This is a genomic window from Cupriavidus sp. F041, from assembly GCF_057814235.1.
Genome location: NZ_JBVASY010000001.1, coordinates 1 through 25,078, shown reverse-complemented (window position 1 = coordinate 25,078; position 25,078 = coordinate 1). Strand labels below are relative to the sequence as shown.

Genomic DNA, 25,078 nt, shown 5'->3' with positions numbered 1-25,078 from the left:
CCGGAAAGCACCAGAGCCACTGCCCTAAACCCTGCCCTTGCGGCGCTCAGGACCAGCCATCATGACCACACCACAAGAACTCAAGCAGATCGTCTCGGAAGGCCTGCTCTCCTTCCCCGTGACCGACTTCGACGCGCAAGGCAACTTCCGTCCCGAAACCTACGTCGAGCGCCTCGAATGGCTGGCCCCCTACGGCGCCACGGCCCTGTTCGCCGCCGGCGGCACCGGCGAGTTCTTCTCGCTGACGCCGGACGACTATTCCAATGTGATCCGCACCGCCGTGGAAACCTGCGCGGGCAAGGTGCCGATCCTGGCCGGCGCCGGCGGCCCCACCCGCATGGCCATCGCCTACGCCAAGGAAGCCCAGCGTCTCGGCGCCAAGGGCATCCTGCTGTTGCCGCACTACCTCACCGAAGCCTGCCAGGAAGGCATCGCCAACCATATCGAGGAAGTCTGCAAGTCGGTTCATATCGGCGTGATCGTCTACAACCGCGGCAACTCCCGCATCAACGCGGAAATGCTGGAACGCCTGGCGGACCGCTGCCCCAACCTGATCGGTTTCAAGGACGGCGTGGGCGAGATCGAGAACATGGTGCGTATCCGCCGCAAGCTGGGCGACCGCCTGTCCTACCTGGGCGGCCTGCCCACCGCCGAAGTCTATGCCGCTGCCTACAAGGCGCTGGGCGTGCCGGTGTACTCCTCGGCCGTGTTCAACTTCATCCCCAAGACGGCGATGGACTTCTACCGTGCGATCGCGGCCGACGACCACGCCACCACCAACCGCCTGATCGACGAGTTCTTCCTGCCCTACCTGGACATCCGCAACCGCCGCGCAGGCTACGCGGTGAGCATCGTCAAGGCCGGCGCCAAGCTGGTCGGGCACGACGCCGGCCCGGTCCGCGCGCCGCTGACCGATCTGGACGAGCAGGAACTGGCGATGCTGGATGCGCTGATCAAGAAGCTGGGCCCGCAGTAAGGGGAACGCAGAACTACGCCGGCGCGCCAGCACCGGCGTTAGGCATCCACTCCCCGGGCAATGCCGGGGAAGCGGACCTGACCACGCCTGTGGCGTGCCAGTGCAGGATCGCATCCCCGGCCAGGCCCAGTTCCGCCAGGACCTCCATGTTGTGTTCACCTTGACGCGGGTGGACGCGCCACCGCATCCGCCGCTCGCCACGCCAGATCCGCTGGCCGCCCGCTGAGCGTCGCGCAATCCCGCCCACCACAACGGAACAGCTCGAACACCGGCAACCGATCAGCCTGCGCCTTGACAAGTGCCTCGGCGCCAGTGAGCACCGGTCCAAGGCAAACATCCCACTGCCTGCCAAGCGCCACCCATTGCGCCTGCGTCCGGCTCTTGAACAAGTCTGTCAGCCGCGCGCAGATGTGTGCCATGCGGCCGCTGTCGCCCGTGTCCATGGGTTCGCTTGCCGGCATCAGCGTCAACCTGCTGTCGAGCGAAACGGCAAAGGAGAAAGCCGTACGGGCGATACTGCCGGCGCTGCGCGAAGCCGCCGGCAAGGCGCCAGCAGGGCAGCCCATCCGGCGCACGTTCGCTGGTGTGAGCCGCCAAGCTATCGAGCGGCCGCAACCTCCCCACCAGCCCCACGCCCAACCCAGTTGCCCGCCTGGCTCTCCAGCCGCGCCCGGATGAAATCCATCAGGGTGCGGGTGGCCAGCGTGGGAAACCGGTTCGGCGCCGTCAGCATGTAAATGCTGTCGCCCACGCCTTCGGGTTCGTATTCGGGCAACACCTCCACCACTTCGCCGCGGCCGATCTGTTGCCACACCGCATAGCGCGGCAACAGAGCAACGCCAAGTCCAGCCATCATCGACTCGAACAGGAAGGGATAATCGCCGGACTGGATGCGCGGGGCGACCCGCAGGATCAGCGGCGTGCCGGCCAGTCTCAGCTTGAGATCAAAGCGCCGCCCGAGCGATGCCGGCGCAATCAGGTCGCAATGGCCAAGATCCTCGGCGCGGCTCACTGGCCCATGCTCAGCCAGGAAGGCCGGCGCTGCGCACAGGCACCAGCCTACCCCGCAAATCCTGCGCGCCACGTGGTCCTCCGGCGGCAGGGAGGTGATCTTCAGCGCCACATCCACCTCGGCGGAAATCAGGTCGCCGATGTAGTCGTTGATCAGCACGCGCAGGGAGATGGCCGGGTATTGCCGGGCAAATTCCAGTAATACCTGCGCCAGGTAGAGATGCCCGAGTCCGGTGGGCAGGCGGATCCGCACGTCGCCGCGCACGGTCTGGCCAAGGCTGTCGATAGAGGTGCCCGCTGCCTGCAGCTCATCGAGCATGCGAACGCCGTGCGCATACAGCAGCCGCCCGGCCTCGGTCAGCTCCACATGGCGGGTGGTGCGCCGCATCAGTTGCGCGCCCATATGCTGCTCAAGGGCCTTGAGACGGCGCGAGACATTGGAGCGGGTCATGCCGCCGCGCGCGGCGGCGGCCGTGAGCGTTCTGGATTCCACCAGCGTGACGAACAGCCGGATCAGGTTCAGGTCGAAGCTGGGATTATTGTCAATCATGAGTCAACACGGGTGGCACAGGCCAGCGGATTGTCACGGCCAGGAGTACGCCCTAGCATAAGACATCCGACGCCACCTTACGACTCCCAGATCCCTGCCGATGGCCCAGACCGACCTGCAATCCGCACTAGCTTCACTTACCGCCTCTTCATCCGAAGCGGTTGACGAACTGCCCTTCTCTGGCCTGCGCATCCTGGATATCAGCCAGGGCATTGCGGGCCCGTATTGCGCGCATATCCTCTGGCAACAAGGCGCCGAGGTCATCAAGGTCGATCCGCCGGCGGGCGACTGGGGCAGGCATGTGGGCGTGGTGCGCGGGGAGCACAGCGCGCTGTCGATCGCGTACAACGCCGGCAAGCGCGGCGTCTGCATCGATGCGGCCACCGACGCCGGCAAGGCGCTGCTATTCGACCTCGCGCTGCAAGCGGATATCGTGGTGCAGAACTTCCGGCCGCAGGTTGCCGAGCGGCTCGGCGTGGGATATGCCGCGCTGTGCGCGCGCAACCCGGCGCTGGTCTATGTGTCGATCAGCGGCTACGGCGCGGACGGCCCCTATGCCGACTATCCGGCCTCGGACTCGGTGATGCAGGCCGACAGCGGCCTCATGCACACTAACCGCACGGCCGACGGCACGCCGCGCCGCGTCGGCATGCTGCTGGCGGACGCGGCCACCGGCCTGTATGCGGCGCAAGCCTGCGCCGCTGCCTTGTGCAGGCGCTTTCGCCGCGGCCTCGGCGCGCATGTCGAGCTAAACCTGTTCGACGCCTGCGTAGCGCTGCAGGCCAACAATATCCTCGAGTACGCCATCCAGGGAGCCGTGGCTGCCGGGCCGGTGAGCGCGCCGAATGGCGTGTTTGCCACCAGCGACGGCAGCCTCACCTTGCTGGCGCTGAACAACGCGCAGTTCGGCAGGCTGTGCCTGGCGCTGGATCGCCCGGCGTGGGCGGACGATGCGCGCTTTGCCGACAATGCCAGCCGCATGGCGCATGCGGCGTGGCTGCAGGACGCCTTGGCTGCGGTGCTTGCCAGCAAGAGCACGGGGCACTGGCTGCGCATCCTTCAGGCGCACGATATCCTCCATGCGCCGGTGCGCGACTACCGGCAAGTGCTCGACCACCCGCAGGCCGCGCAGCAGGAGACGTTCCAGACGGTAGCGCAGCCTGGCCTGGGTACCCTGCCGTTTGCCGGCATCCCGGCCAAGGGCATGCGGCGCGTGCCCACCGCAGCGCCGCGAGTCGGCGAACACACCGAAGCCGTGCTGCGCGAATGCGGCATAGCGCCTGACAAGCTCGCCCGATTGCTGGATTGGGGCGTTGTCAGGCAGGCTAGCCCTTTGGCTGGCCAAAAATCGGCGGGAGCCAAGACATGATGCGCGCCCTGCTCTGCGAGCACTTCGGCAAAGCGCAAGACGTCCGCCTGGCGAGCATCCCGCGGCCGGCGCTTGCGGATCCGCACGCGGTCACGCTTGCCGTGGAATATGCAAGTGTGAGCCACGCCACCGGCCTGATGGTCGCGGGACGCTACCAGACCAAGCCGCCGTTGCCGTTCGTGCCCGGCACCGAGGCGGTCGGCCGCGTAGTAGCTTGCGGCGCGGCCGTCACGCGCCTGCGCCCCGGCGACCGCGTGGTGGCCATTGCCGACTGGGGCTGCTTTGCCGACGAAGTCACGCTGCCGGAGTACACCGTCTACCCCATACCCGATGCGCTTGACGCACTGCAAGCCCTGCCGATCCCGCTCTCCTACGGCACCGCCTACTGCGGCCTGGTGTGGCGCGGCGCCGTGCAGCCGGGCGAAACGGTGCTGGTGCTCGGCGCCGGCGCCGGCGTGGGGCTGGCCGCGGTGGAAATCGCCCACCAGCTGGGCGCGCAGGTGATCGCCTGCGCCAGCACCGAATCGAAACGCGCGGAGGCCCTGCTCCGCGGCGCTCAGCATGCGCTGGCCCCGGAAGACCTGGCCGCCACCGTCAAGCGCGTAACCGGCGGGCATGGTGCCAACGTGGTGGTGGATCCGGTAGGCGGCGACCTGTTCGACCAGGCGTTGCGCGCGGCCGCTGCCAATGCGCGGATTCTCAGCATCGGCTTTGCCAGTGGCCGCATCCCGCAAGCGCCGCTGAACCTGCTGCTTGTGAAGAACCTGACGCTGCATGGATTTTTTGTAGGCCGCTATATCGGCTGGACCCCCGCCAACGAGCGGGCACAGCATGCGCCTGCGCTGCAGGCCGTCATGCGCACGCTGTGCGCCTGGGCTAGCGAGGGCAAGATTCGACCGACCGTGTCGAAGGTGTATCCGATGAGCGGGCTGGCCGAGGCGCTGGGCGCCCTGGAAGCCAGGCAGGTCGTCGGCAAAGTCGCGATAAAAATCAAGGAGACAAATTCATGCCATTCCGATTCAGGGTCCTGAACACGCAACACGGTACACACCGCACCCAGCATCGCCGTTGCGCACGCCATCTGGTCTTGCTGGCGACCCTGGTCACGGCTGCCATTGCCGGCTTTGGCGCAGCGCCCGCCCGTGCCGCCGACGATTTCCCGCAACGCCCCATCCGCATGGTGCTGCCTTACCCGCCGGGCGGGCCCACCGACTTGCTGGCGCGCGTGGTCGGCGTCAAGATGGGCGACACGCTCGGCCAGACGGTCGTGATCGACAACAAGCCGGGCGCCAGCGGCATGATCGGCGCGGAAGTGGTCGCCAAGGCCGCGCCCGACGGCTACACGATCCTGGCCAATGCCTCGCTGCACGTGATCAACCCGAGCATCTACCCCAAGATGCGCTATGACGCGTTCCGCGATTTTGTGCCCATCACGCAGTTGGCCGATGTACCGCTGGTGCTGGTGGTCAACAACGATTCGCCGGTCAAGACCGTGCAGGACCTGATTGCCTATGCAAAAGCCAAGGGCGGCAGCATCAACTTTGGTTCGGCGGGTAATGCGTCGGCCCAGCAACTGGCGGGCGAGTCGTTCAAGTTCGCCGCCAACGTCTCGATGCAGCACGTGCCGTACAAAGGCAGCTCGCCCGCGCTGACCGACCTGATGGGCGGCCAGATCCAGTTGATGTTCGATTCCATGCCATCGGCCATGCCGTTTATCAAGGCCGGCAAGCTGCGCGCCGTGGCCGTCACCACGCTCAAGCGCGCGCGTGCCCTGCCGGACGTGCCCACGGTGGCGGAGTCGGGCTTGCCTGGCTTCAATATCAGCACCTGGTACGGGCTATGGGCACCGCGCGGCACGCCGGCCCCGATCGTGGCGAAGCTGGCGGCCCACGCCGCGCAGGCGCTGCGGCAGCCCGACGTGCAGCGCCAGTACGCCGACATGGGCGCCGAGCCCGTAGGTTCCTCCCCCGCCGAGTTCGCGCGATACACCGTGGCGGAGGGCAACAAGTGGGCCGAGATCGTACGCAAGTCGGGCGCCAAGGCGGATCAGTAACCATCGCCGCGCTGCCATGGCAAGCGGCAGCGCCGATGGACAGATCCGCCCCCTGGCGAGACAATTGGCACCCCGGTGCCGCCCCCGCCCCATGAAAACCGTCCCGACCTACTCGCTCTACGGGGTCAACTCCAACGAGCCCCTGCTGGAACAACTGCATTTCGAGTCGATCCCGGAGCGCAGCGGCATCAACGACTGGGAGATCAAGCCGCACCGACACGAGCGCTTCTTCCAGATTCTCTACGTGCACCAGGGGGGCGGCCGCGCGCTGCTCGACGACCGCGAGTACCCGCTGGGCTCGCGCACCGTGGTGACGGTGCCGCCGCGCTGCGTGCATGGCTTTCGGTTTACGCCTGATGTGGACGGCATCGTGATCACGATGACCGATCACTACCTGCACACCTTGCTGGCTGGCGTGCCGGATGCGCTGCCGCTGTTCGAGCGGCCCTACCACGACCAGTTCGGTGACCCGGCCCGTGGCGAGCGCGATGACGCCACCGTGCTCGCCGGAGCGCTGGAACTGTTCCGTGCGGAGATGAATGCGGTCTCGCTGTGGCGCGGCGCGGCCTTGTCGGCGCTGCTGTCCTTGCTGCTGGTGGGTATTGCCCGGCGCGCTTCGGGCGCGGGTGCAACCGGGGCGCAGCCGGCGGGCAGGACCGCACGCCATTTTCAGCAGTTCCAGCAACTGGTGGAGGCACGTTTTCGGAACCACCAGGATCTGGCGGGCTACGCCGACACGCTCGGTATCTCACCCACCCAGCTCAACCGCATCTGCCAGCAGCTTGCCGGCAGGAGCGCGCTGCAGCTGATCCATTCGCGCCTGATCGTGGAGGCGCAGCGCGATCTGCTGTATAGCGATCTCGATATCAAGCAGATCGCCTCGACGCTGGGCTTTGCGGATGCCGCGTATTTCGCGCGCTTCTTTGCCAAGCATGTTGGGCAGGCGCCCAGCGCATTCCGCCAGCACGGGCGCGCCCGCCTGCCGGCGCCGCAAGCCGCCCGCTAGCGCGGCGCTTTACATCGAGAAACTGTCGGAGCGCGCCAGCGGCCAATACTTCTCGTAGAGCTGGTAGCGGAAATTCCCGTTGATCAGGTCTCCCGGCGTCAGGAACTTGAGCAGTTCAGACATCAGCCGCACTTCGTTGGGCGAGATACGCCGCACGATATGGTGTGGCTTGAGATCGGCCGGATGATGCAGGCCGGCTGCCTGCAGGATTTCCAGCAACGCATGCAGCGTCTGGCGGTGGAAGCTGGCTACGCGATCCGCCTTGTCCGGCACCACGATGGCGCGCTGGCGCACCGGGTCCTGCGTGGCCACGCCCACCGGGCAGCGGTCGGTATGGCACTTCTGCGCCTGTACGCAACCCAGCGCAAACATGAAGCCGCGCGCCGAATTGCACCAGTCGGCACCGGTGGCCAGGGTACGCGCCACATCGAAGGCGGTAATAATCTTGCCGCTGGCGCCAACGCGGATCTTGTCGCGCAGGTTCACGCCGACCAGCGTGTTGTGGACCAGCAGCAACCCCTCCTGCAGCGGCACGCCGATATGGTCGACGAACTCCAGCGGCGCCGCGCCGGTGCCGCCTTCGGCGCCGTCCACCACGATGAAGTCCGGCAGGATGCCCGATTCCAGCATGGCCTTGACGATGCCGAAGAACTCCCACGGGTGCCCGATGCAGAGCTTGAACCCGGTCGGCTTGCCGCCGGACAGCGTGCGTAGCCGGTCGACGAACTGCAGCAGGCCCAGCGGCGTGGAGAATTCGCTGTGCGTGGCCGGCGAGATGCAGTCCTCGCCCATGGCGATGCCGCGCGTGGCGGCAATTTCCGGCGTGACCTTGGCCGCCGGCAGTACGCCGCCATGGCCCGGCTTGGCGCCTTGCGAGAGCTTGACCTCGATCATCTTGACCTGGGGCGAGCGCGCCTGCTCCGCGAACTTGTCGGGATCGAAGCCACCGTCCGCGCGGCGGCAACCAAAGTAGCCGGAGGCCACCTCCCAGATCAGGTCGCCGCCTTCGGCGCGGTGGTACGGGGAGATCGAGCCTTCGCCGGTGTCGTGGATAAAACCGCCAAGCTTTGCGCCCCGGTTGAGCGAACGGATCGCGTTGCCGGACAGCGCGCCGAAGCTCATCGCCGAGACGTTGAAGATCGATAGCGAGTAAGGCTGGGCGCGGCCCTCGCCCACGGTGATGCGGAAGTCGGCGGAGGGGATGCGGGTCGGCGCCAGCGAATGGCTGATCCACTCGTGGCCAGCCAGGCGCATATCGATCTCGGTGCCGAAGGGCCGGCTGTCGACCTCGTTCTTGGCGCGCTGGTAGACGAGGCTGCGCTGCTGGCGCGAGAACGGCATCTCGTTGGTGTCGTCCTCGATGAAATACTGGCGGATCTCCGGGCGGATGAACTCGAAGAAGAAGCGCAGGTGGCCCCAGATCGGATAGTTCCGCAGGATGGAGTGGCGCGACTGGCCAATGTCACACAAACCGACCACCAGCAGCGCGACCGGTGCTGCCAGCCATGCCGGGGAAATCCGTTGCATGGCGGCGAGCGCCGCCAGCGCGAGCAACGCGAGCACGGTCAGCCAGACCGCGCCGTAACGACGAGAAAACATGGGGACTCCTAAAGGCCGGCAACTGGCCGGCAACCCCGCGATTATCGCCGTTCCTCGCGGCCTCCGCTCCCGCCGGGTTGCACCCCGGGCGCTACCCTTGCCCTGCGTGGTCCGCGGTTTCCGCTTCCGCGCAGAGCGGGGCCAAGCCCGGCGGGTGCCGCTGTGCGCTGCCGTCGGCCTGCACGGCGGCTACGATCTGCGCGAACGCTGCGTCGGCTTCCGGCATCGGCAACAGCATCCACACGTGGAACATGCCCTCGTATTCGCAGTAGCGCAGCGGCAATCCCTGTTCCTGCGCGAGCAGGCGGAAGGCGCGGCAGTCGGGCAGCAGCACGTCATGGGTGCCGATGAACAGCGTCACCGGCGGCAGGTCACGCAGGCTGCCGTAGATGGGGCTGACCTGCGGCAGCGTGGCGGGATCGCCGCCGGCATAGACCCGGCCGCACTCGATGCCGCCTGGCTTGGACAGCATCGGGTCCAGCGGTTCGAGCGCATCGATGCCCGGATTGCTCCCCGTCGCGTCCACGAACGGTGACATCAGCACCAGCCTGCCGGGCAGCGCACGCCCCGAATCGCGTGCGATCTGCGCCAGCGCGAGCGCCATGCCGCCGCCGGCCGAATCGCCCATCACGGTCAGGCTGGCGGGCGGCTGGCGCTGCACGATCTTGTCGTAGAGCGGCAGCATCCCGGCGAACACGTCGCGGTAGGTATGCTCCGGCGCCAGCGGATAGATCGGCACGATCACCGTCGCGCCAAGGGCATCCACCAGCTTGCCGATGAAGTCCCAGTGCTGGCTGACGATATCGAATACGTAGCCGCCGCCGTGCAGGTAGAGAATCTGGCGGCCGCTGTCGGTGCCCCGCGGGCGCACGGTGTAGACCTCCACGCCGGCAACCAGTTCCATGCTGATTTCATGGCGCGCCAGCAAGCGCGGCGTGGGATCCGCCCGGCCGATCTTGCGGCGCCGGCGAATCTCTTCGTGCAGCGCCTGCGCACTGGAAAAACGGTGTTTGCGCCGGACCAGGCGCAGGGCTAGCCGCCACAGGCGGTACTGGATGCTTGGCATGACGATCTCCCGGAGTATTGCACCGGCTTCATTCGCGGCCGGCTGAGGCACTACGGCGCACCTGCGAATGCACACGGTATGCCCGCGGTGCAAACGCCAAAACGCCAGAAACAAAAAAGGAGCCGGCTAGCGGCTCCTTTTCAAGCTGGAAACAGGCCCCGATCAGGCAGCTGCTGCGTCCTTCAGCTTCTTCAGCGGGCGCACCTTGACCTTGACGCTGGCGGGCTTGGCCGGGAACCAACGCTCTTCACCGGAGAACGGGTCCTTGCCGAAGCGCTTCTTCTTGGCGGGCACTTGCTGGGCCGTAACCTTCATCAGGCCGGGCAGCGTGAACTCGCCTGCGCCCTTCTTGTGCAGCGCGCTGACGATGGTGTTTTCCAGATGAGCCAGCACCGTCTTCACGGCTTTGGCCTCCAGCTGGGTCTGTGCTACCAGGTGAGCGACCAGGCTCGACTTGTTGAAGGTTTCCTTCAGCGGACGCGGGGTTACCGCGGCAGCTGCGGGAGCAGCCTTCTTGGCCGGCGCGGCCTTCTTGGCAGCAGCCTTTACAGGTGCAGCTTTGGTTGCCGGTGCCTTCTTGGCAGCGGTCTTGGTTGCAGTCTTCGCGGTCGGATTCGCTTTGGTCGCCATATCTATAAATATGAGTTGAACAGAATGATGTCGCACGGGATGTGGCATCCGATGTCGCTCGACGCTTCGTCGATCGACTATCGGCGTGCGGCATCGACTGAATCATAGCGGAAACTACGGGACGTCAAGGGGTTTTCGCACATGCCAACGCAAAAACCGGGGTTTTCCCCGGTGTTTTTTGAGGTTTTGTCTCTCGCGGCCTGCTGTTCTGTCGCGCGGACGCAGCAGTGGATAGGTCGCCGGACCCTATATACAAGGGCTAAACGCGTGTTTTTATCTTTTTTGCCACGCTCGCTTGCTCGCGCGCGCCGGGGATCCGGAGCGTCCCTGGCGCGCGCTCCGGCCTCAACCGCGCAGCTCGCGCCGCAGGATCTTGCCGGTCACCGTCTTCGGCAACTCATCGATGATTTCCACCACGCGCGGGTATTTGTAGGCCGCCATGCGCTCCTTGCACCAGGCCTGCAGTGCTTCCGGCGTGACGCTCGCCTGCGGCTTGAGGCTGACGACGGCCTTCACCGTCTCGCCGCGATAGGCGTCTGGCATGCCCACCACGGCCGCCTCGCGCACCGCGGGATGGGTGTACAGGACATCCTCCACCTCGCGCGGCCAGACCTTGTAGCCGCCGGCAACGATCATGTCCTTCTTGCGGTCGACCAGGTAGAACCAGCCTTGCGCATCCATGAAACCGACGTCGCCAGTGTGAAAATAGCCACCGGCCATGGCCTTGGCCGTCTCTTCCGGCTTGTTCCAGTACCCCGGCACGATCATCGGCCCGCGCGAGATGATCTCGCCGACTTCGCCCACCGGCACCGGTTCGCCCGCGTCGTCGCCGATAAAGGAATCGACGTTGAAGGCGGGCACGCCGATCGCCAGCGTGCCGGACGCGGGGTCCACTGGCGCCTCCTGGCCGAGCGGCACCACATGGGTGGGCGAATTGGTCTCGGTCAGGCCGTAGCCGTTGTGGATATAGTGCCCAAACTTGCCGCGGAACTGCTCCACCACGCTCGGCGGGATCGGCGCGCCGCCCGAATAGATCTTGTCCAGCGTGGCGAAATGCGCGCGGGTGGCATCGGGATGGTTCATCAGCGCGATGAACACCGTGATCGAGCCGATGGTGAACGCCACCCGCCGGTCGCGGATGGCTTCCAGAATCACGCCCGGCTCGAAGCGGCAGGCCAGCACCAGCGGCGCGGCGCAGATGAAAGCCGCGGCGATGTGGCCCACCAGGCCGGTGATATGAAAGAGCGGCGCCACGCCCAGGATCGGACCGCCTTCGCGCAAGCCGATCCAGTCGCGGTACACCTGCGCATTGAAAGCGACATTGCCGTGCGTGTTCATCGCGCCCTTGGGCACCCCGGTGGTGCCGGATGTGTACACCAGCATCGCGATATGGCTGGCCGCCAGCGTGACCGGCGCCGGACGCTGGCCGTGATGCGCCTGCACCAGCGCCAGCATGTCGGGCACGCCTTCGGCGGGCTGGCGCCTGGCTGCGGCAAACAGGCGGGAATCGTTGCGCGTCTGGAAATCGAGTTCGGAGGTGGTGATCACCGCCGGCAGCGCAAGGGGCATGCCGGCATCGGCCCGGCCGCCGCGCTCCGCTTCGAACAGGCCCTTGACCACGTCCGCATAGAGGGATTCGTGGCAAATCAGTACTTTGGCGCCGGAGTCGGCCAGCACCAAACGCAGTTCACGCGCGCGGTTCATGGGGTTGACCGGCACCGCGATGGCGCCGAGTTTCCACGCGGCGACCAGGCCGATAACGAACTGCGGCACGTTCTGCAAGTACAGCGCGATACGCTCGCCACGCGTGCAGCCGCGCGATGACAGCGCTACTGCCAGCGCGTCGGAAAGCGAATCGATCTCGCCATAAGTGAGCGTGGCATCGAAATAGTGAAGCGCCGGACTGGCCGGCGCGCGGCTTGCGGCAGCACGGAAAATGGTCAGCGCGTCGGCAAATTGCGGGGTAATGGTGTGCGGCTGGCCGGCGTTGTAGCTGGAAAGCCAGGGCTTTTCTTCATAGGGCGTCATGAGGCACCTCGATTTGCGCGGCGGGTAGTGTCAGGATAGCGCTTGGCCGGAACGGAACTGACGGCCGCCCGGCGTGGGATGCCCCTTGGGCACCGCCGCCTGGCAGGCCGCCGGCCTTACTTGATCACCACCGGGTTGACCGGTGCGCCGCTCCCGTTCACGACCTTGAGCGGTGCAGCCGTATAGAGGAAGGTCCACTGCTTGTCTTCGGCGCAATCCGCCGCGAGCGGATCGAGCTGGGCGATCTCGGTCAGCGTAACGCCCAGGTTGCGCATCAGGGCGTTGTGCAGCGGCAGGGCCACCCCCGATACCGGGTCCACAGTTACCTCGTTGGCGATGGTGTCCGTGACGAGGTTGGGGATTTCCATGCGATGGAACCACTCGACCAGCTCCGGGCTATAGGTCAGGCCCGGCTCGATGAAATTGCGGTAGAACTCGGCTTGGTCGCGCTTGTAGAAAGAGCCGATCCAGCCGGTGCGGATCAAGAGGATGTCGCGCTTCTCGATGCGCACGCCCTGCATTTCGGCGGCGGCCAGCAGGTCGTGGTGGGTGAAGGTCTCGCCAGGGTCGAGTACATCCTTGCCGCGATGGCGCGCCATGTCGATCAGCACGCCCCGCCCTGCCACGCCGCGCTCCGCGATCGGCAGGACGCTGGCCTTGTCCAGCCCGCCGATGGTGGACCTGGCATCGTAGCCGTTCCACAGTTGGTCGCCATACCAGACATGGCCCAGGGCATCGTACTGGGTCGAGCCCTGCAGGTACATGATCATCATGTCGTCCGCGTACTCGCCCTCGCCCGGAAACTTCGGACCTTTGCCGCAAAGGTAATGGCCCTTGTCCATCACGTTCAGGCGGCGCGCCTGCGAGCGTCCCGGCCAGACGGGGTCGCCGGCGGGATTGCCCATCTGGATCTGCAGCGTGAAGGTCTTGCCGGAGCGAACTGAGGCCACGCCGCGCAACACCTCCGCCTGGGTGAGATAGTTCAGCGAACCGACCTCGTCGTCCGGGCCCCATTTGCCCCAGTTTTTCGGCGCATCGCGCAACAGTTCGGCAACCAGCGGGACGTTCTTTGATTCCATGCCATGTCTCCTTGGTGGATTGACCCTGTGGAATCGCACTTCGCAGTCATGCCCCGCGCGCATGGTCCATCATGCGCGGAGCCAATAAATGCGAACGGTCGCGCGTTTTATTGTGGGCCGAGTGTAGGACCATGGAACGGACGTTGTCCAGACATGGAAAACCCGCCGGAAATCCGCGGGGTGCCAAGGCTGCGCGCTCAGTCGTCCAGCCCGAAAGCCAGCAGCGGTCCGAGCCCCAGCGCGCCAAGCACGATCATCGACAGGCCGCTGTCCATGTGCTTCCATTCGTGCAGCACAGCCCGGGCATCGGCCTGCGCCCAGAACAGCGCGACAACGCCCGCGAGGACGACCAGCACGGCCGCGGCCAGCGCGAGACCGTCGCGCGTGGCGCGGTGGTCGATGCCGGAAGGACTATCATTGGGGATGCGGACGCCTTGCATGGCCTGACTCCTGTTTAGCGGTGAGCGTGACGATGAACGGCGTCCATTGTGGTAACCCGAGCCTGAACCGAGGCTGAGCACGCCGTTCAGCTTCCGTTCAGGCAGGCCCAGGCACACTGCTCCGATCGACCAAGGCTTGCCCGCTCCCGTATTGCCCCGCTTCCTTACGCCATTGCCTCCATTCCGCGGCGCGCGTCCTGCGCGCACTGCCACTTCGCCCACCCGGCCGCCGCGCGCGGCGCGTGCGCTGCTGCCGCTGGCGGCCGCCCTGGCTTTGCTGCTGGCGGCCGCGCCGCCGGCCCACGCCGACAAGGATGCCGACCGCGCCCGGGCGGCCGTGCAGTCCGGCGAAATCCTGCCGCTCACGCGCATCCTGGAAGCGGTATCGGCCCAATACGCGGGCGATGTGATCGGCGTCAAGCTCGACCGCGAAGATGGCGTCTGGCAATACGAGGTCAAGCTGCTGCTGCCGGGCGGCTCGGTGGCCAAGCTGGAATACGACGCCAAGACCGCCACCCTGCTCAAGGCCAAGGGACACGGCCTTGAGCAGGCCCGCAAGAAATCCTGATCCCCCATGCGCATCCTCCTGGTAGAAGACGAACCCACGCTGGCCGCGCAGATCCACGCGAGCCTGGTCGACGCGGGCTACGCGGTCGATACGGCAGCCGACGGCGTCGATGGCTGGCACCTGGGCGCCGAAGAGCCCTACGATGCCGTGGTGCTCGATCTTGGCCTGCCCGGCCTTGACGGGCTATCCGTGTTGCGCCGCTGGCGCGCGGCGCAGGTGAACCTGCCGGTGCTGATCCTGACCGCGCGCGATAGCTGGACCGACAAGGTGGAAGGCATCGATGCCGGGGCCGACGACTATCTCGCCAAGCCCTTCCGCATGGAAGAGTTGCTGGCGCGCATCCGCGCCCTGATCCGGCGCGCCCACGGCATGGCCGCGCCCGAACTGGCCTGCGGACCGGTGCGCCTGAACGCACGCACAGGCGTGGTGACGGCCGATGGCGCCGCCGTGGTGCTGACCGCGCATGAGTTCAAGGTGCTCGATTACCTGATGCACCACCCGGGCGCGATCATCAGCAAAGCGGTGCTGACCGAGCATATCTACGCGCAGGATTTCGATCGCGACAGCAATACGATCGAAGTGTTCGTCGGCCGGCTGCGACGCAAGCTCGGCGTCGACGTGATCGAGACGGTGCGCGGCCAGGGTTACCGGCTGCGCCCGCCCACCGCCTGATCCATGCGCCACTCCTTAGCCATCCGCCTGCTCGCGGTCGCGGCTATCTGGCTGGCCGCCGCGCTTGGCGGCACCGGCTGGCTGCTCTCCACGCTGTTCGCGCGGCATGTCAACGAGACCTATGTCCGCCAGCTCGACAACCAGCTCACCAGCCTGGCCGCCGCGCTCGACTGGAGTCCCGACGGCAAGCTCGCGCTGGCCCGCGCGCCGGCCGATCCGCGCTACGAACTGCCCTATTCCGGCGCCTACTGGCAGGCGCAGGCAAAGGGTGCCACGTTGCGCTCGCGCTCGCTCTGGGATGCCGAGATGCCTGCCACGGTGGGCAACCAGGTGGCGGGCAGCCACGCGGAGATCCGGCCCGGGCCCAACGGACAATCGTTGCTGGTGGTATCGCGCCCGATCGTGCTGGCGTCGGCGGACACGCCGGTGACGCTCTCGGTCGCACTGGACCGCACCGAGCTGCGCGCCGCGCGCCAGGCCTTCAACCGGCTGCTGGGCTGGTCGCTGACGGCGCTCGGCGCCGGACTGCTGCTGGCGGTGGCGGCCCAGGTGAAATTCGGGCTGGCGCCGCTGGCGCGGCTGCGCCGGGCGCTGGCCGCGCTACAGGCACGCCGCGAGAGCCGGCTGGGGGGGACGTGGCCGACCGAAGTGGTGCCGCTGGTCAATGAAATCAATACCTTGCTGGCGCGCAACGCCGATGCGCTGGAGCGCTCCCGGCGCCAGGCCGCCGATCTCGCCCATGCGGTCAAGACACCGCTTGCCATCCTTGCCAACGAAGCCGGGCGGTTGCCCGGCGAGGCGGCCCGCGCCGCCGCCGCGCAGGTCGAAGCCATGCGCCGGCAGGTGGATCGCCACCTGGCGCGCGCGCGCGCGGCCGGTGCGGCCAGTGCTCGCGGTGCCCGTATCGAGGCCGGTCCGGCGGCGGCCGAGCTGGCGCGCGCGCTTACCCGCCTGCACAGCGGGCGCGAGATCGTCATCGAAGTGGAAGGCAACGGGCACTTTGCCGGTGACCGCCAGGACCTGATCGAGATCCTCGGCAACCTGCTCGACAACGCCTGCCAGTGGGCCCGCTCACGCGTTCGCGTCAGGCTCGCGGAGCATGCAGGCATGCTCGAAATCGTGGTGGAAGACGATGGTCCGGGCATGCAGCCCGAAGCGCGCGAACTGGCTACGGCCCGCTTCGGGCGCCTGGATGAGTCCGCTGCCGGCAGCGGACTGGGGCTGGCCATCGTCAGCGAGATGGCAGCCCTTTACGAGGGAGGACTGGCGCTAGGCGGCAGCGACCTGGGCGGGCTGCTGGCCCGCCTGCGGCTGCCGGCGGGCCAGGCATGACAGGCCCGCGCTTGCCTGTCAGCAGGCAGCCGTCATCTTGAAGATGCCTTGGGCATTGCTGGCATCGAAAGACAGGTCCAGCGTGCCGCCCGCGGCTTCCGAGGCGGGCACGAAATCGCGCGTGATGAACTCGTAGAACGAGCCCGGCACGGTGCGCTTTACCACGATGCCGTCGGTGCCGACAAACCGGCGCTCCACCGGGTCAGCCTTGAACGCCGTCTGCAGAACCCGCCCGGAGCGCGACACTTCCACCGTATCCTTGATTGGACGACCCAGGCCGCGTTGCGCGTCGGCCACGGCGCGCACGTCCGCCACGCGGTCGGTGGCATGGTTGAACGCATTGCCCTCGGTGGAAATCCAGGCCATCTCGGCGGATTCCTTCAGCAGCAATTCGTAGTCGGCCAGCGCCGGCTCGGCATGATGACGGTCGAAGCAGGCGGCCAGCTTGGGCACCAGCCGTGCCGCGTCGGCCATCGGCAGGCTTGCATCGCGCTCCAGCACGGCCAGTTGCGCCACGGCATCGTCATCGAGTGGGTCGGCGGACGCCGACACCACGCGCGATACCGCGGCCTGGAATGCCGCGCTGAAACGCTCAGGGTGCAGTTCGCTCAGGAAGTACTGGGCGATGTCGTCCGGCAGGTCGGCATGCGCGTAGGAGCGGCCCGTCATGCCGATGCGATCGAGCGGATAGGTGCCGTTGAGGCGGTAGCCCAGCGGGGCGAGGATGCGGGTGAAGGCGATCTCGCCCGAAGGCAGGTCGCCGCATTCCCACTTGACCGTGCGCAGCGCGCCGTGGTCGAACACTACCTGGCCGCCCGCCTCGATGACGTCGCGCGTATAGGCCATGCCCGTCGGCACGCGTTCGAGGATGCCGGCGAACAGCACCATATTGAGCGCCTGCGCTACTTCGGCGCGGCTGGCTTGTTCGCTGCTGGAAGACAGCAGTTGCGGGGAAACATTCATCAATTGCAGCAACTCGGCTGCTTGTGTCTCGCCACAAACGGTCTCGAGGAGGCGTTGCAGATTCGGCTTCGTCATGGTCAATGCGCTTGAATTCGTTTGTTTTCAGGGGATAGCGGGAGCCGAAGGCCCCGGGCGGGTCTTATTGTGCGACCGCGGCAGACTTCGTACAATTGATAACTTCGCACCAACTTCCTTCCAAAAACGCACTATGCGCAAATGCATTCCCAGTCTCACGGCGCTGCAGATGTTCGAGGCCGCGGCACGGCTGGGCAGTTTTACCCGCGCCGCGGACGAGCTGGCGGTAACGGAAAGCGCAGTATGCCGGCAGATCGCCGGCCTGGAAGCGCGGCTTGGCGTGCCGCTTTTCCACCGCATCCGCAAGCGCATCGTGCTGACGCCGGCGGGCGGGACCTATGCCGAGGAAGTGCGGGAGCGGCTCGACCAGATCGAGCAGGTCACGCTGGATGTCATGGCCCAGCGCCCGCGCGGGCGCGCCATCGAGCTGGCGATCGGGCCCACCTTTGCCAGCCAGTGGCTGATCCCGCGCCTGCCGCTGCTCGCCCGCGCCCTGCCCGACCTGACGCTGCACCTGTCGGCGCGCACCGAGGCATTCGAGCTTAGCGATACCGCTTTCGACGCGGCGATCTATTACGGCGAGGGATTGTGGCCGGGGACCGAAGGCGAGCGCATCCTGGGAGAAGGCCCTTCGGTCCCGGTGTGCAGTCCGTCCCTGCTGGGACGCCGCAAGCAACTGGGCCTGGATCAACTGCTTGAACTTCCGCTGCTCCACCTGAACACGCGCTTGCGCGCCTGGAGCGACTGGCTTGCCGCCGCGGGCGCGGCGCAGCCTGCGCAAGCCTTGCGCGGCCCGCGCTACGACCTCTACACCATGCTGGCGCAGGCGGCGGCGGCCGGCGTCGGCGCAGCCCTGATCCCGCGCATCCTGATCACCGAGGAACTGGCGCAGGGCCGGCTGGTGGTGCCATTCACCACGCTGCCGGCCGGCATCGACAATCGCAAGGCCTATTACTTCGCCCACCGACGCGGCCTGGCACCCGATGACAAGGTCCTGCAGCTACGCGGCTGGCTGCTGGAGTGCGGCGCGCAGGAGGATCCTGCCGTCATTGCGCATGGGCGATGACGGCCTCTCGTGTCTCCCGCGCCAGGCCTGCGGCAAAGGCGGCTTCCGCCACCAGGAACAGCGGCCCGATCAGCAGTCCGGCCAGATCGTCCACAAACGCCGGCTTGCGGCCTTCGTAATAGTGGCCGATAAACTGGATCAGCCAGCCCGCCACGAACAGGCCGAGGCCCCAGGCCAGCCACACGCCGGTGGACAGCGCCGCGATCGCGTCGCCGAGGTAGACGAAACCGGCCAGGATCAGTGTCATCGCCAGCCCGAAACCCGCCGACAGGCGCAGGTAGAACAGGCAGGACAACCCATACACCACCATGGCCGGGGTCAGGTACGCCGGGCCTTCGCCCAGCGTCATGGCCGGGCGGGCCAGCAGCGTGGTCACGGCCAGCACAATCATGGGAATGCCGATGAAATGGGTGAACACATTGCGCGCGTCGCGGTGATAGGCTGCGTAGTTGGCCAAGTGGTCGATCAGGGTCTTCACGGGGCTCCTCCTGCCGGGGCATAGTTATCGCGGCTGCTTTACGGTGGCCGCCTGTTGTGGCCGTATAGTAATAGGCAGGGAAAAGCCCGTCTGTCCGGTTTCTGACAATCCGGCACGGCGCCGATAAAAGGAGATCATCATGCGCTTGGCGCCCCGCGAACGGCAGGAGCCGTCCCCGGATCCGCTGCGCGTCCTGCGTGGCGGCAACTGGTTCGGCACCTTGCCGGCGGCTCTGCAGGACACCCTGCTGCGGGACGCCGTCAGCCGCAAGCTCGCGGCCGGCCAGTTGCTGTTTGCCCGCGGCGACGCCTTTGATGGCATCTACGCCGTGGTGGCCGGCACGGTGCAGATCGACACCCACAGCGAGTCGGGCAAGGCGGCCTTGCTCGGCCTGCTGGAACCGGGCAACTGGTTTGGCGAGATCTGCCTGTTCGACGGACTGGCCCGCACGCACGATGCCCACGCCACCAGCGCGGCCACCGTGCTGCACCTGCAGCGCGACAGGCTCTATGCGATGCTGTCCACGCATCCCGAATGGTGGCGGGAATTTGGCAAGCTGCTCGCAGCCAAGACCCGGGAGGCGTTCCTTTACGTGGAAGAGACGCAATTGCTGCCCCCGCTCGCGCGCACCGCGCGCCGGCTGGTGGCCATGGCCCAGGCTTACGGCAACCTGCCCGGACTGGAGCGCCGCTCCGTACACATCCCGCAGGAACAGCTTGGCCAGATGCTCGGCTTGTCTCGCCAGACGGTCAACCAGGCTCTGCGCGAGCTCGAAACGCGAGGGCTCCTGCGGCTGCATTACGCCGACATCGAGTTGCTCGACCTGCCGGCACTGCTGGCGCTGGACTGAACCTGCCATGACTTCCCGATACTTCGGCCCGCGCGGGTAGCGCAAGGCAAACATCGATATGACCACATGACTACGCTAGACGACATCCGCCTGCACGCCTATCTCGAGCGCATCGGCCATCCGCGACCCGGCCAGCCGGACCGCGCGGCGCTCGACAGCCTGATTGCCGCGCACCTGGTGCATATTCCGTTTGAAAATGTCGACGTGCTGCTCGGGCGCCCGATCCGCATCGGCCTGGACGCAGTCTTCGACAAGCTGGTCACGCATGCGCGCGGCGGCTACTGTTTCGAGCAGAACACCTTGCTTGCCGCCGTGCTGCGAACGCTTGGCTATGGCGTCACAGCGCTCGCCGCGCGGGTGCGGTGGAATATCCCTGACGATGTGCCCACCATGCAATCGCATATGCTGCTGCGCGTGGAAGCGGCACATCACAGCTATATTGTGGACGTGGGCTTCGGCGGCCCCAACCCGTATCGCGCGATGCCGCTGCCGCAGACGGAGCGTCCCGATACAGTATTCCCCTACCGCCTGGCCGCGGTGGATACGCCCGGCGCCGCGTTTCATCTCTACGACCTGGAAGTCGGCGGCGCAAACGGCTGGCTCAAGCTCTACCGATTCGATCTTTCGCCGCAGCAGGCGATCGATTTCGAACCGCGCAACTGGTACACCTCAACCCATCCCGGCAGCCTGTTCCGCAACGCGCTGACCATGGCGCGCTCGCAGGGCGACAGCCGGCTGACGCTGATCAACGACGACCTTACCGTGCGCGCTGGCGATGGCAGCGCGCAACGCCAGCGCCTGGAGACCCCGGCGGCAATTGTCGAAACGCTGGCGGACAGCTTCGGCCTCGCGCTGGATACCGCCGACCGGGATCAACTAACGCAGATGCTGCCCGCGCTGATAGCGGCGCGGCGGCCAGGCTAGGCGCGCCGATACCCGGCTTCAGCCCGATTCAGAGCGGACCTCGAAGCCTGCCGCCGCAAGCAGCGCCGGCAGGCCCGCGTCCCCGACCATATGCAGCGCGCCCGCCACGATCAGGGTCGGCACGCGGTCCGCGATCAGCGACCGGATCTTCGGCATCCATTGCCGGTTGCGCGCGTCGACCAGGACCGCCAGCGAGCACGGCCACTGTGCCCGGCGCTGCGCAAGCAGCCTGTCGAACGGTTCGGCTTGCCCCTGCCGCCACCACCGCACCATGTTGGCCGGCTCCGCGGCGGCAAGTTCGGGTTGCTCGGCGAAGAAGGCCAGCATCGACATCTGCTCATCCAGCGGCACGCCCTGCAGCATGCGCAGCGCTTCGGTACCGTCTTCCAGCGCATCCGTGGCCCGTCCTTCCACCGTGGCGCGCGTCCACAAGAAACGATCGAGGCCATACTGCGCCAGGATGCCGTGCCGCGCGGCCAGCGCGAACTGCAGGTGCATTGCAGCAAACACGGGCCGCAGGTGTTCCAGCTCAGCACCGGGCAGCCCGAAGTCCAGCCATAGCGCCCGCACCTGCTCGAACGTGGCAGGCGGCAGGTGCTGGCTGAGACCATCACCCTCCGGGAAATACGCCGCGCCGAAATCCGGTTGCCGGTCCAGCGCTACCTCGAAGACGATGCGGGCCGACGCGTGCCAGGCTTGCTCAGCGGCCCGCTCCAGGGCCGATAACGGCGCATCCAGCACGTGGATCGCCCCGAGCAGGTAGACCTCGGTATTCCTGATTTGCCAGAGCATGTGGTGCTTACCTTGTCCTGAATGATTGGTTTGGCCCCGCGACGCGTTGCAAGCCGGGCGCGTTGCAAGCATACCCTTGCGCGCGCATCGCACGCGCGCTATGCACCGCGCTCATTGCCAAAAGAAAAAACGCTGATAAGCCGGGCCAGCCGCAGATTTGTGTGTGGACTGCGCGATAGCGCCCAACCATAATGTACCGGGCGGTAGCATTGCCGGGCGCGCGATCAGCGGCCTGGCCGCACGGCACCACGGCGTGATCCGCTGTGCAGAACACACATCCGGCGATGCTGCCAATATGAAGTTTCGATAGCGCCCTTTACAGAACATCTGGTCCCGCCCCGCGAGGACCAGGACACCAGGAGACACGCATGTCATTGTTCGACCTGACCGGCAAGGTTGCCGTCGTCACCGGCTCTTCACGCGGCATTGGCCGTGCCATCGCGGAGCAGATGGCGGTACAAGGGGCTAAAGTGGTGATTTCCTCGCGCAAGGCCGAGGCCTGCCAGGAAGTCGTCGATGCCATCAATGCCAGGCATGGTGCCGGCACCGCCATCGCCGTACCGGCCAATATCTCCTCCAAGGAAGATCTCCAGCACCTGGTCGACACAACCAACAGCACGTTCGGCAAGATCGACGTGCTGGTCTGCAACGCCGCCTCCAATCCCTACTACGGCCCGATGAGCGGCGTCACCGACGAGCAGTTCCGCAAGGTGCTGGACAACAACGTCATCTCCAACCACTGGCTGATTCAGATGGTCGCGCCGCAGATGATCGAGCGCAAGGACGGCTCGATCATCATCGTGTCGTCCATCGGCGGCCTGCGCGGCTCGCCCACCATCGGCGTGTACAACGTTTCGAAGGCGGCCGACTTCCAGCTGGCGCGCAACCTGGCGGTGGAGTTCGGTCCGCACAACGTGCGCGTGAACTGCATCGCACCGGGCCTGATCCGTACCGATTTCGCCAAGGCGCTGTGGGAAGATCCGGAGCGCTACAAGCTGTCGACGCAGGGCGCGCCGCTGCGCCGCATCGGCGAACCGGTGGAAATCGCCGGCGCCGCGGTATTCCTGGCCTCGGCTGCCAGCACCTTCATGACCGGCCAGGCCATGGTGGTGGACGGCGGCGTCACGATCTGAGCCACGCCGTACCCGTTGTTCCCTTTACGGGCTCGCTCCAAGCCTGAAGCTTGAGGCCTGAGCCGGGGCGCACCGTGCCCGCACCCATTGCCGCCCGGCTCGCCGGGCGGCAATGGGTGCGGGCATGCATGCATCGCCGGCACGCCAGAGCGCTGCCCATCCTGCCATGCAGTCAGGGAGGCATCGATGTCGAACAACCCGCAAACCGCTACGTCCTGGCCGGCCATCAGCCTGGCCGAAGCGCACGCCCGCCTTACCGCTCCCGGCGCCCCTTTCGAAACGGAAACGCGCGTGATCCGGGGCATCTCCACCACCGTCTGGAAAAACGCGCCGCCCACGCTGCGCGACCTTTTCCTGCAAGCCCGCGCGCTGGGTGACAAGACCTTCGTCGTCTATGAAGACGAACGCGTGTCCTATGACGCGTTCGGCCGTGCCGCGCTGACCATCGCGCATGCGCTGATCCGCGACGGCGTGCGCAAGGGCGATCGCGTTGCGCTGGCCATGCGCAACCTGCCGGAATGGCCGGCGGTCTTCTATGGCGCCTTGCTGGCCGGCGCCATCGTCACGCCGCTCAATGCCTGGTGGACCGGTGCCGAACTGGAATACGGCCTGGCCGACTCCGGCAGCAAGATCGCCATCGTGGACGATGAGCGCCTGGGCCGCATCCTGGAGCATCTGCCGGGCTGCCCCGCGCTGGAAAAGATCTACGTCAGCCGCGCCACTGCCCCACAGGCCGACGCGCGCATCGCGGCGCTGGAAGGCCTGATCGGCACGCCCGCGCAATGGGCCGCGCTGCCCGGGTTGCCGGTGCCGGACATTCCGCTCGACGCCGACGACGACGCCACCATCTTCTACACCTCGGGCACCACCGGCAAGCCCAAGGGCGCGCTCGGCACCCACCGCAATGCTACCAACGTAGCCGTGGCCGCCGCGTTCAGCCCGATGCGCAATTGCCTGCGCCGTGGCGAAACCATCCCGGCCCCTGACCCTGCCGCGCCGCAGAAAGGCATGCTGCTGTCGGTGCCCTTCTTCCACGTCACCGGCTGCATGGCGGTGCTAAACGGCGCGCTGGCCAGCGGCACCAAGATCGTACTGATGCGCCGCTGGGACGTGGTGCGCGCCATGGGACTGATCGAACGCGAGCGCTGCACGGCGGCTGGCGGTGTCCCCACCATCGCGTGGCAGATCATCGAGCATCCGGAGCGCGAGCGCTTCGACCTGTCCTCGCTGGAAAACGTCAATTACGGCGGCGCACCCGCGTCGGCCGAACTGGTGCGCCGCATCACCGAGGTGTTCCCGCACTCGGCGCCCGGCATCGGCTGGGGCATGACCGAGACCTCGGCCACCTTCACCAGCCACAGCGCCGAGGAATATGTGGCGCGCCCGGAAAGCGGCGGGCCGGCACTGCCCATTGGCGAGATGAAGGTGGTGGATGGACGCGGCCGCGGCTTGCCAACCGGCGAAACCGGCGAACTGATGGTGCGAGGCGCCAATGTGGTGCGCGGTTACTGGAACAAGCCGGAAGCCACCGCGCAGACGTTCATCGACGGCTGGCTCAAGACCGGCGACATTGCGCGGTTGGACGAGGAAGGGTTCGTCTATATCGTCGACCGCATGAAGGACATGCTGATCCGCGGCGGCGAGAACATCTATTGCATCGAGGTCGAGAGCGCGCTGTACGATCACCCGGCGGTGATGGACGCGGCGCTGGTGGGCATCGCCCACCGCACGCTGGGCGAAGAACCGGCGGCGGTGGTCAGCCTCAAGCCGGGTGCGCAAGCGACGGAGGCCGAACTGCAAGCGTTCGTGGGCGAGAGGCTGGCGGGCTTCAAGGTGCCGGTGCGAATCGTCTTCTGCCCCGATATGCTGCCGCGCAATGCCAACGGCAAAATCCTGAAATCGACTCTGCGCAAGATGTTCGACGCGGCGGCCTGACGCCGGGCTTTAACCAGGCACGCATAGCAACCTGGCCGCCGTGAAAGGGAGCACGGCGGCCAGGCTTGCCGGTGCCACACCGGTCCGACGGGGATAACTGGGGAACACCTATCAGATGCACACACGCCATTCATCCAAGCAGCTTGCGCCATTCATCAACGGGATCGCGACTTTGTCCGTCCTGGCCGGCGCGTTGATCGCAGCCGGATGCGCCAGCCGGGGGCAAGGCAGTGCCGCAGCCCCGGTGCCGGAGATCCGGCCCGGGATTCTTGCCGGCTACCTGCCGGCGCAGGCACGGCCCGACAGCCTTGCACTCGTACCGCCACCGCCAGCGCCCGGCTCGGCCGCCCAGGCGCTGGACGACGAGATCGCGCGTTCCAACCTGCCCCTGCGCGGCACGGCGCGCTGGCGGCTGGCGGCCCAGGACGCCAACCTGAAATTCCCCCAGGCCGCCGATGTCTTCTCCTGCGCCCTGGATGCACC

26 protein-coding genes are annotated in these 25,078 nt (G+C 66.8%); 14 read left to right on the top strand and 12 right to left on the bottom strand.

Annotation, left to right across the window (positions count from 1 at the left end):
• The first annotated feature begins 61 nt into the window (after nucleotides 1-61).
• Nucleotides 62-976, top strand: coding sequence for a 5-dehydro-4-deoxyglucarate dehydratase (kdgD, locus tag ACZY0R_RS00130; RefSeq protein ID WP_488856592.1), 915 nt, complete (start codon nucleotides 62-64; stop codon nucleotides 974-976).
• Nucleotides 977-989: 13 nt separating this feature from the next.
• Here kdgD and ACZY0R_RS00125 read toward each other — a convergent pair whose 3' ends face one another.
• Genes ACZY0R_RS00125 through ACZY0R_RS00115 form a run of 3 tightly spaced genes read right to left on the bottom strand, consistent with a single transcriptional unit; the run spans nucleotide 990 to nucleotide 2,537 of the window.
• Nucleotides 990-1,124 carry a hypothetical protein gene (locus tag ACZY0R_RS00125; protein WP_488856591.1) on the bottom strand — a complete coding sequence of 45 codons (135 nt, stop codon included), beginning with the start codon at nucleotides 1,122-1,124 and terminating at the stop codon, nucleotides 990-992.
• Between the two features lie 7 nt (nucleotides 1,125-1,131).
• Nucleotides 1,132-1,542, bottom strand: a complete 411-nt coding sequence (locus ACZY0R_RS00120) for a hypothetical protein (protein ID WP_488856590.1) — start codon at nucleotides 1,540-1,542, stop codon at nucleotides 1,132-1,134.
• A 32-nt stretch (nucleotides 1,543-1,574) separates the two neighbouring features.
• Entirely contained in the window at nucleotides 1,575-2,537 is a 963-nt protein-coding gene (locus tag ACZY0R_RS00115; protein WP_035861297.1) for a LysR family transcriptional regulator, read from the bottom strand.
• A gap of 100 nt (nucleotides 2,538-2,637) precedes the next feature.
• Between ACZY0R_RS00115 and ACZY0R_RS00110 the strand changes: the two genes are divergently transcribed.
• The 4 genes from ACZY0R_RS00110 to ACZY0R_RS00095 all read left to right on the top strand — a co-directional run bounded on the left by ACZY0R_RS00110 (nucleotide 2,638) and on the right by ACZY0R_RS00095 (nucleotide 6,965).
• The gene (locus ACZY0R_RS00110) at nucleotides 2,638-3,906 is read left to right on the top strand and encodes a CaiB/BaiF CoA transferase family protein (protein ID WP_488856589.1); all 1,269 of its coding nucleotides are present in this window, start codon (nucleotides 2,638-2,640) and stop codon (nucleotides 3,904-3,906) included.
• Nucleotides 3,906-4,937 carry an NADPH:quinone oxidoreductase family protein gene (locus ACZY0R_RS00105; RefSeq protein ID WP_488859455.1) on the top strand — a complete coding sequence of 344 codons (1,032 nt, stop codon included), beginning with the start codon at nucleotides 3,906-3,908 and terminating at the stop codon, nucleotides 4,935-4,937. The genes ACZY0R_RS00110 and ACZY0R_RS00105 overlap by 1 nt, the downstream gene beginning before the upstream one ends.
• Nucleotides 4,913-5,959 (top strand): Bug family tripartite tricarboxylate transporter substrate binding protein, encoded by a 1,047-nt coding sequence (locus tag ACZY0R_RS00100; protein WP_488856588.1) that lies wholly within the window; start codon nucleotides 4,913-4,915, stop codon nucleotides 5,957-5,959. Before ACZY0R_RS00105 ends, ACZY0R_RS00100 begins: the two co-directional genes overlap by 25 nt.
• A 91-nt stretch (nucleotides 5,960-6,050) precedes the next feature.
• Nucleotides 6,051-6,965: a helix-turn-helix domain-containing protein gene (locus ACZY0R_RS00095; RefSeq protein WP_488856587.1), complete on the top strand. Its 915-nt coding sequence runs from the start codon at nucleotides 6,051-6,053 to the stop codon at nucleotides 6,963-6,965.
• 9 nt (nucleotides 6,966-6,974) lie between these two features.
• Here the strand turns inward: ACZY0R_RS00095 and ACZY0R_RS00090 are convergent, their stop codons facing one another.
• From ACZY0R_RS00090 to ACZY0R_RS00065, 6 genes are all read right to left on the bottom strand, one after another.
• The gene (locus ACZY0R_RS00090) at nucleotides 6,975-8,564 is read right to left on the bottom strand and encodes an FMN-binding glutamate synthase family protein (RefSeq protein WP_488856586.1); all 1,590 of its coding nucleotides are present in this window, start codon (nucleotides 8,562-8,564) and stop codon (nucleotides 6,975-6,977) included.
• Nucleotides 8,565-8,655: 91 nt separating this feature from the next.
• Entirely contained in the window at nucleotides 8,656-9,630 is a 975-nt protein-coding gene (locus ACZY0R_RS00085; protein WP_488856585.1) for an alpha/beta hydrolase fold domain-containing protein, read from the bottom strand.
• Nucleotides 9,631-9,792: 162 nt separating this feature from the next.
• On the bottom strand, nucleotides 9,793-10,260 hold the full coding sequence (locus ACZY0R_RS00080; RefSeq protein ID WP_035861317.1) for an HU family DNA-binding protein: 468 nt from the start codon (nucleotides 10,258-10,260) through the stop codon (nucleotides 9,793-9,795).
• A 345-nt stretch (nucleotides 10,261-10,605) separates the two neighbouring features.
• Nucleotides 10,606-12,288, bottom strand: a complete 1,683-nt coding sequence (locus ACZY0R_RS00075) for a class I adenylate-forming enzyme family protein (RefSeq protein ID WP_488856584.1) — start codon at nucleotides 12,286-12,288, stop codon at nucleotides 10,606-10,608.
• 116 nt (nucleotides 12,289-12,404) lie between these two features.
• Nucleotides 12,405-13,367 carry a cyclase family protein gene (locus ACZY0R_RS00070; protein WP_488856583.1) on the bottom strand — a complete coding sequence of 321 codons (963 nt, stop codon included), beginning with the start codon at nucleotides 13,365-13,367 and terminating at the stop codon, nucleotides 12,405-12,407.
• Nucleotides 13,368-13,564: 197 nt separating this feature from the next.
• Nucleotides 13,565-13,807, bottom strand: a complete 243-nt coding sequence (locus tag ACZY0R_RS00065; protein WP_488856582.1) for a hypothetical protein — start codon at nucleotides 13,805-13,807, stop codon at nucleotides 13,565-13,567.
• A gap of 136 nt (nucleotides 13,808-13,943) precedes the next feature.
• On the opposite strand from ACZY0R_RS00065, the gene ACZY0R_RS00060 reads away from it, so the two are divergent.
• Genes ACZY0R_RS00060 through ACZY0R_RS00050 form a run of 3 tightly spaced genes read left to right on the top strand, consistent with a single transcriptional unit; the run spans nucleotide 13,944 to nucleotide 16,379 of the window.
• Nucleotides 13,944-14,375: a PepSY domain-containing protein gene (locus ACZY0R_RS00060; RefSeq protein ID WP_488856581.1), complete on the top strand. Its 432-nt coding sequence runs from the start codon at nucleotides 13,944-13,946 to the stop codon at nucleotides 14,373-14,375.
• 6 nt (nucleotides 14,376-14,381) lie between these two features.
• Nucleotides 14,382-15,047 carry a response regulator transcription factor gene (locus ACZY0R_RS00055; RefSeq protein ID WP_488856580.1) on the top strand — a complete coding sequence of 222 codons (666 nt, stop codon included), beginning with the start codon at nucleotides 14,382-14,384 and terminating at the stop codon, nucleotides 15,045-15,047.
• Between the two features lie 3 nt (nucleotides 15,048-15,050).
• Entirely contained in the window at nucleotides 15,051-16,379 is a 1,329-nt protein-coding gene (locus ACZY0R_RS00050) for a sensor histidine kinase (protein WP_488856579.1), read from the top strand.
• Nucleotides 16,380-16,397: 18 nt separating this feature from the next.
• Here the strand turns inward: ACZY0R_RS00050 and ACZY0R_RS00045 are convergent, their stop codons facing one another.
• Nucleotides 16,398-17,417, bottom strand: coding sequence for a DUF1338 domain-containing protein (locus ACZY0R_RS00045; protein WP_488856578.1), 1,020 nt, complete (start codon nucleotides 17,415-17,417; stop codon nucleotides 16,398-16,400).
• 133 nt (nucleotides 17,418-17,550) lie between these two features.
• Here ACZY0R_RS00045 and ACZY0R_RS00040 point away from each other — a divergent pair, with 133 nt between their 5' ends.
• Complete coding sequence (locus tag ACZY0R_RS00040) at nucleotides 17,551-18,483, top strand: LysR substrate-binding domain-containing protein (protein WP_488856577.1); 933 nt, start codon at nucleotides 17,551-17,553, stop codon at nucleotides 18,481-18,483.
• On the opposite strand, the gene ACZY0R_RS00035 is transcribed toward ACZY0R_RS00040, so the two are convergent.
• A complete protein-coding gene (locus ACZY0R_RS00035; protein ID WP_488856576.1) occupies nucleotides 18,464-18,961 on the bottom strand; it encodes an Mpo1 family 2-hydroxy fatty acid dioxygenase in 498 nt (165 codons plus the stop codon). The two genes, ACZY0R_RS00040 and ACZY0R_RS00035, sit on opposite strands and share 20 nt — an antisense overlap.
• A 139-nt stretch (nucleotides 18,962-19,100) precedes the next feature.
• On the opposite strand from ACZY0R_RS00035, the gene ACZY0R_RS00030 reads away from it, so the two are divergent.
• Together ACZY0R_RS00030 and ACZY0R_RS00025 are read left to right on the top strand one after the other, a co-directional pair.
• Entirely contained in the window at nucleotides 19,101-19,811 is a 711-nt protein-coding gene (locus ACZY0R_RS00030; protein WP_082095038.1) for a Crp/Fnr family transcriptional regulator, read from the top strand.
• Nucleotides 19,812-19,877: 66 nt separating this feature from the next.
• Nucleotides 19,878-20,735 (top strand): arylamine N-acetyltransferase family protein, encoded by an 858-nt coding sequence (locus ACZY0R_RS00025; protein ID WP_488856575.1) that lies wholly within the window; start codon nucleotides 19,878-19,880, stop codon nucleotides 20,733-20,735.
• An 18-nt stretch (nucleotides 20,736-20,753) separates the two neighbouring features.
• Here ACZY0R_RS00025 and ACZY0R_RS00020 read toward each other — a convergent pair whose 3' ends face one another.
• A complete protein-coding gene (locus ACZY0R_RS00020) occupies nucleotides 20,754-21,527 on the bottom strand; it encodes a TraB/GumN family protein (RefSeq protein ID WP_488856574.1) in 774 nt (257 codons plus the stop codon).
• Nucleotides 21,528-21,895: 368 nt separating this feature from the next.
• Between ACZY0R_RS00020 and ACZY0R_RS00015 the strand changes: the two genes are divergently transcribed.
• The 3 genes from ACZY0R_RS00015 to ACZY0R_RS00005 form a co-directional block, all read left to right on the top strand.
• On the top strand, nucleotides 21,896-22,660 hold the full coding sequence (locus ACZY0R_RS00015) for an SDR family oxidoreductase (protein WP_035861350.1): 765 nt from the start codon (nucleotides 21,896-21,898) through the stop codon (nucleotides 22,658-22,660).
• Between the two features lie 186 nt (nucleotides 22,661-22,846).
• Nucleotides 22,847-24,595, top strand: a complete 1,749-nt coding sequence (locus ACZY0R_RS00010; RefSeq protein ID WP_488856573.1) for a class I adenylate-forming enzyme family protein — start codon at nucleotides 22,847-22,849, stop codon at nucleotides 24,593-24,595.
• A 115-nt stretch (nucleotides 24,596-24,710) separates the two neighbouring features.
• Nucleotides 24,711-25,078, top strand: a 368-nt coding sequence (locus ACZY0R_RS00005) for a phosphatase PAP2 family protein (RefSeq protein ID WP_488856572.1), incomplete at its 3' end; no start/stop codon positions are given.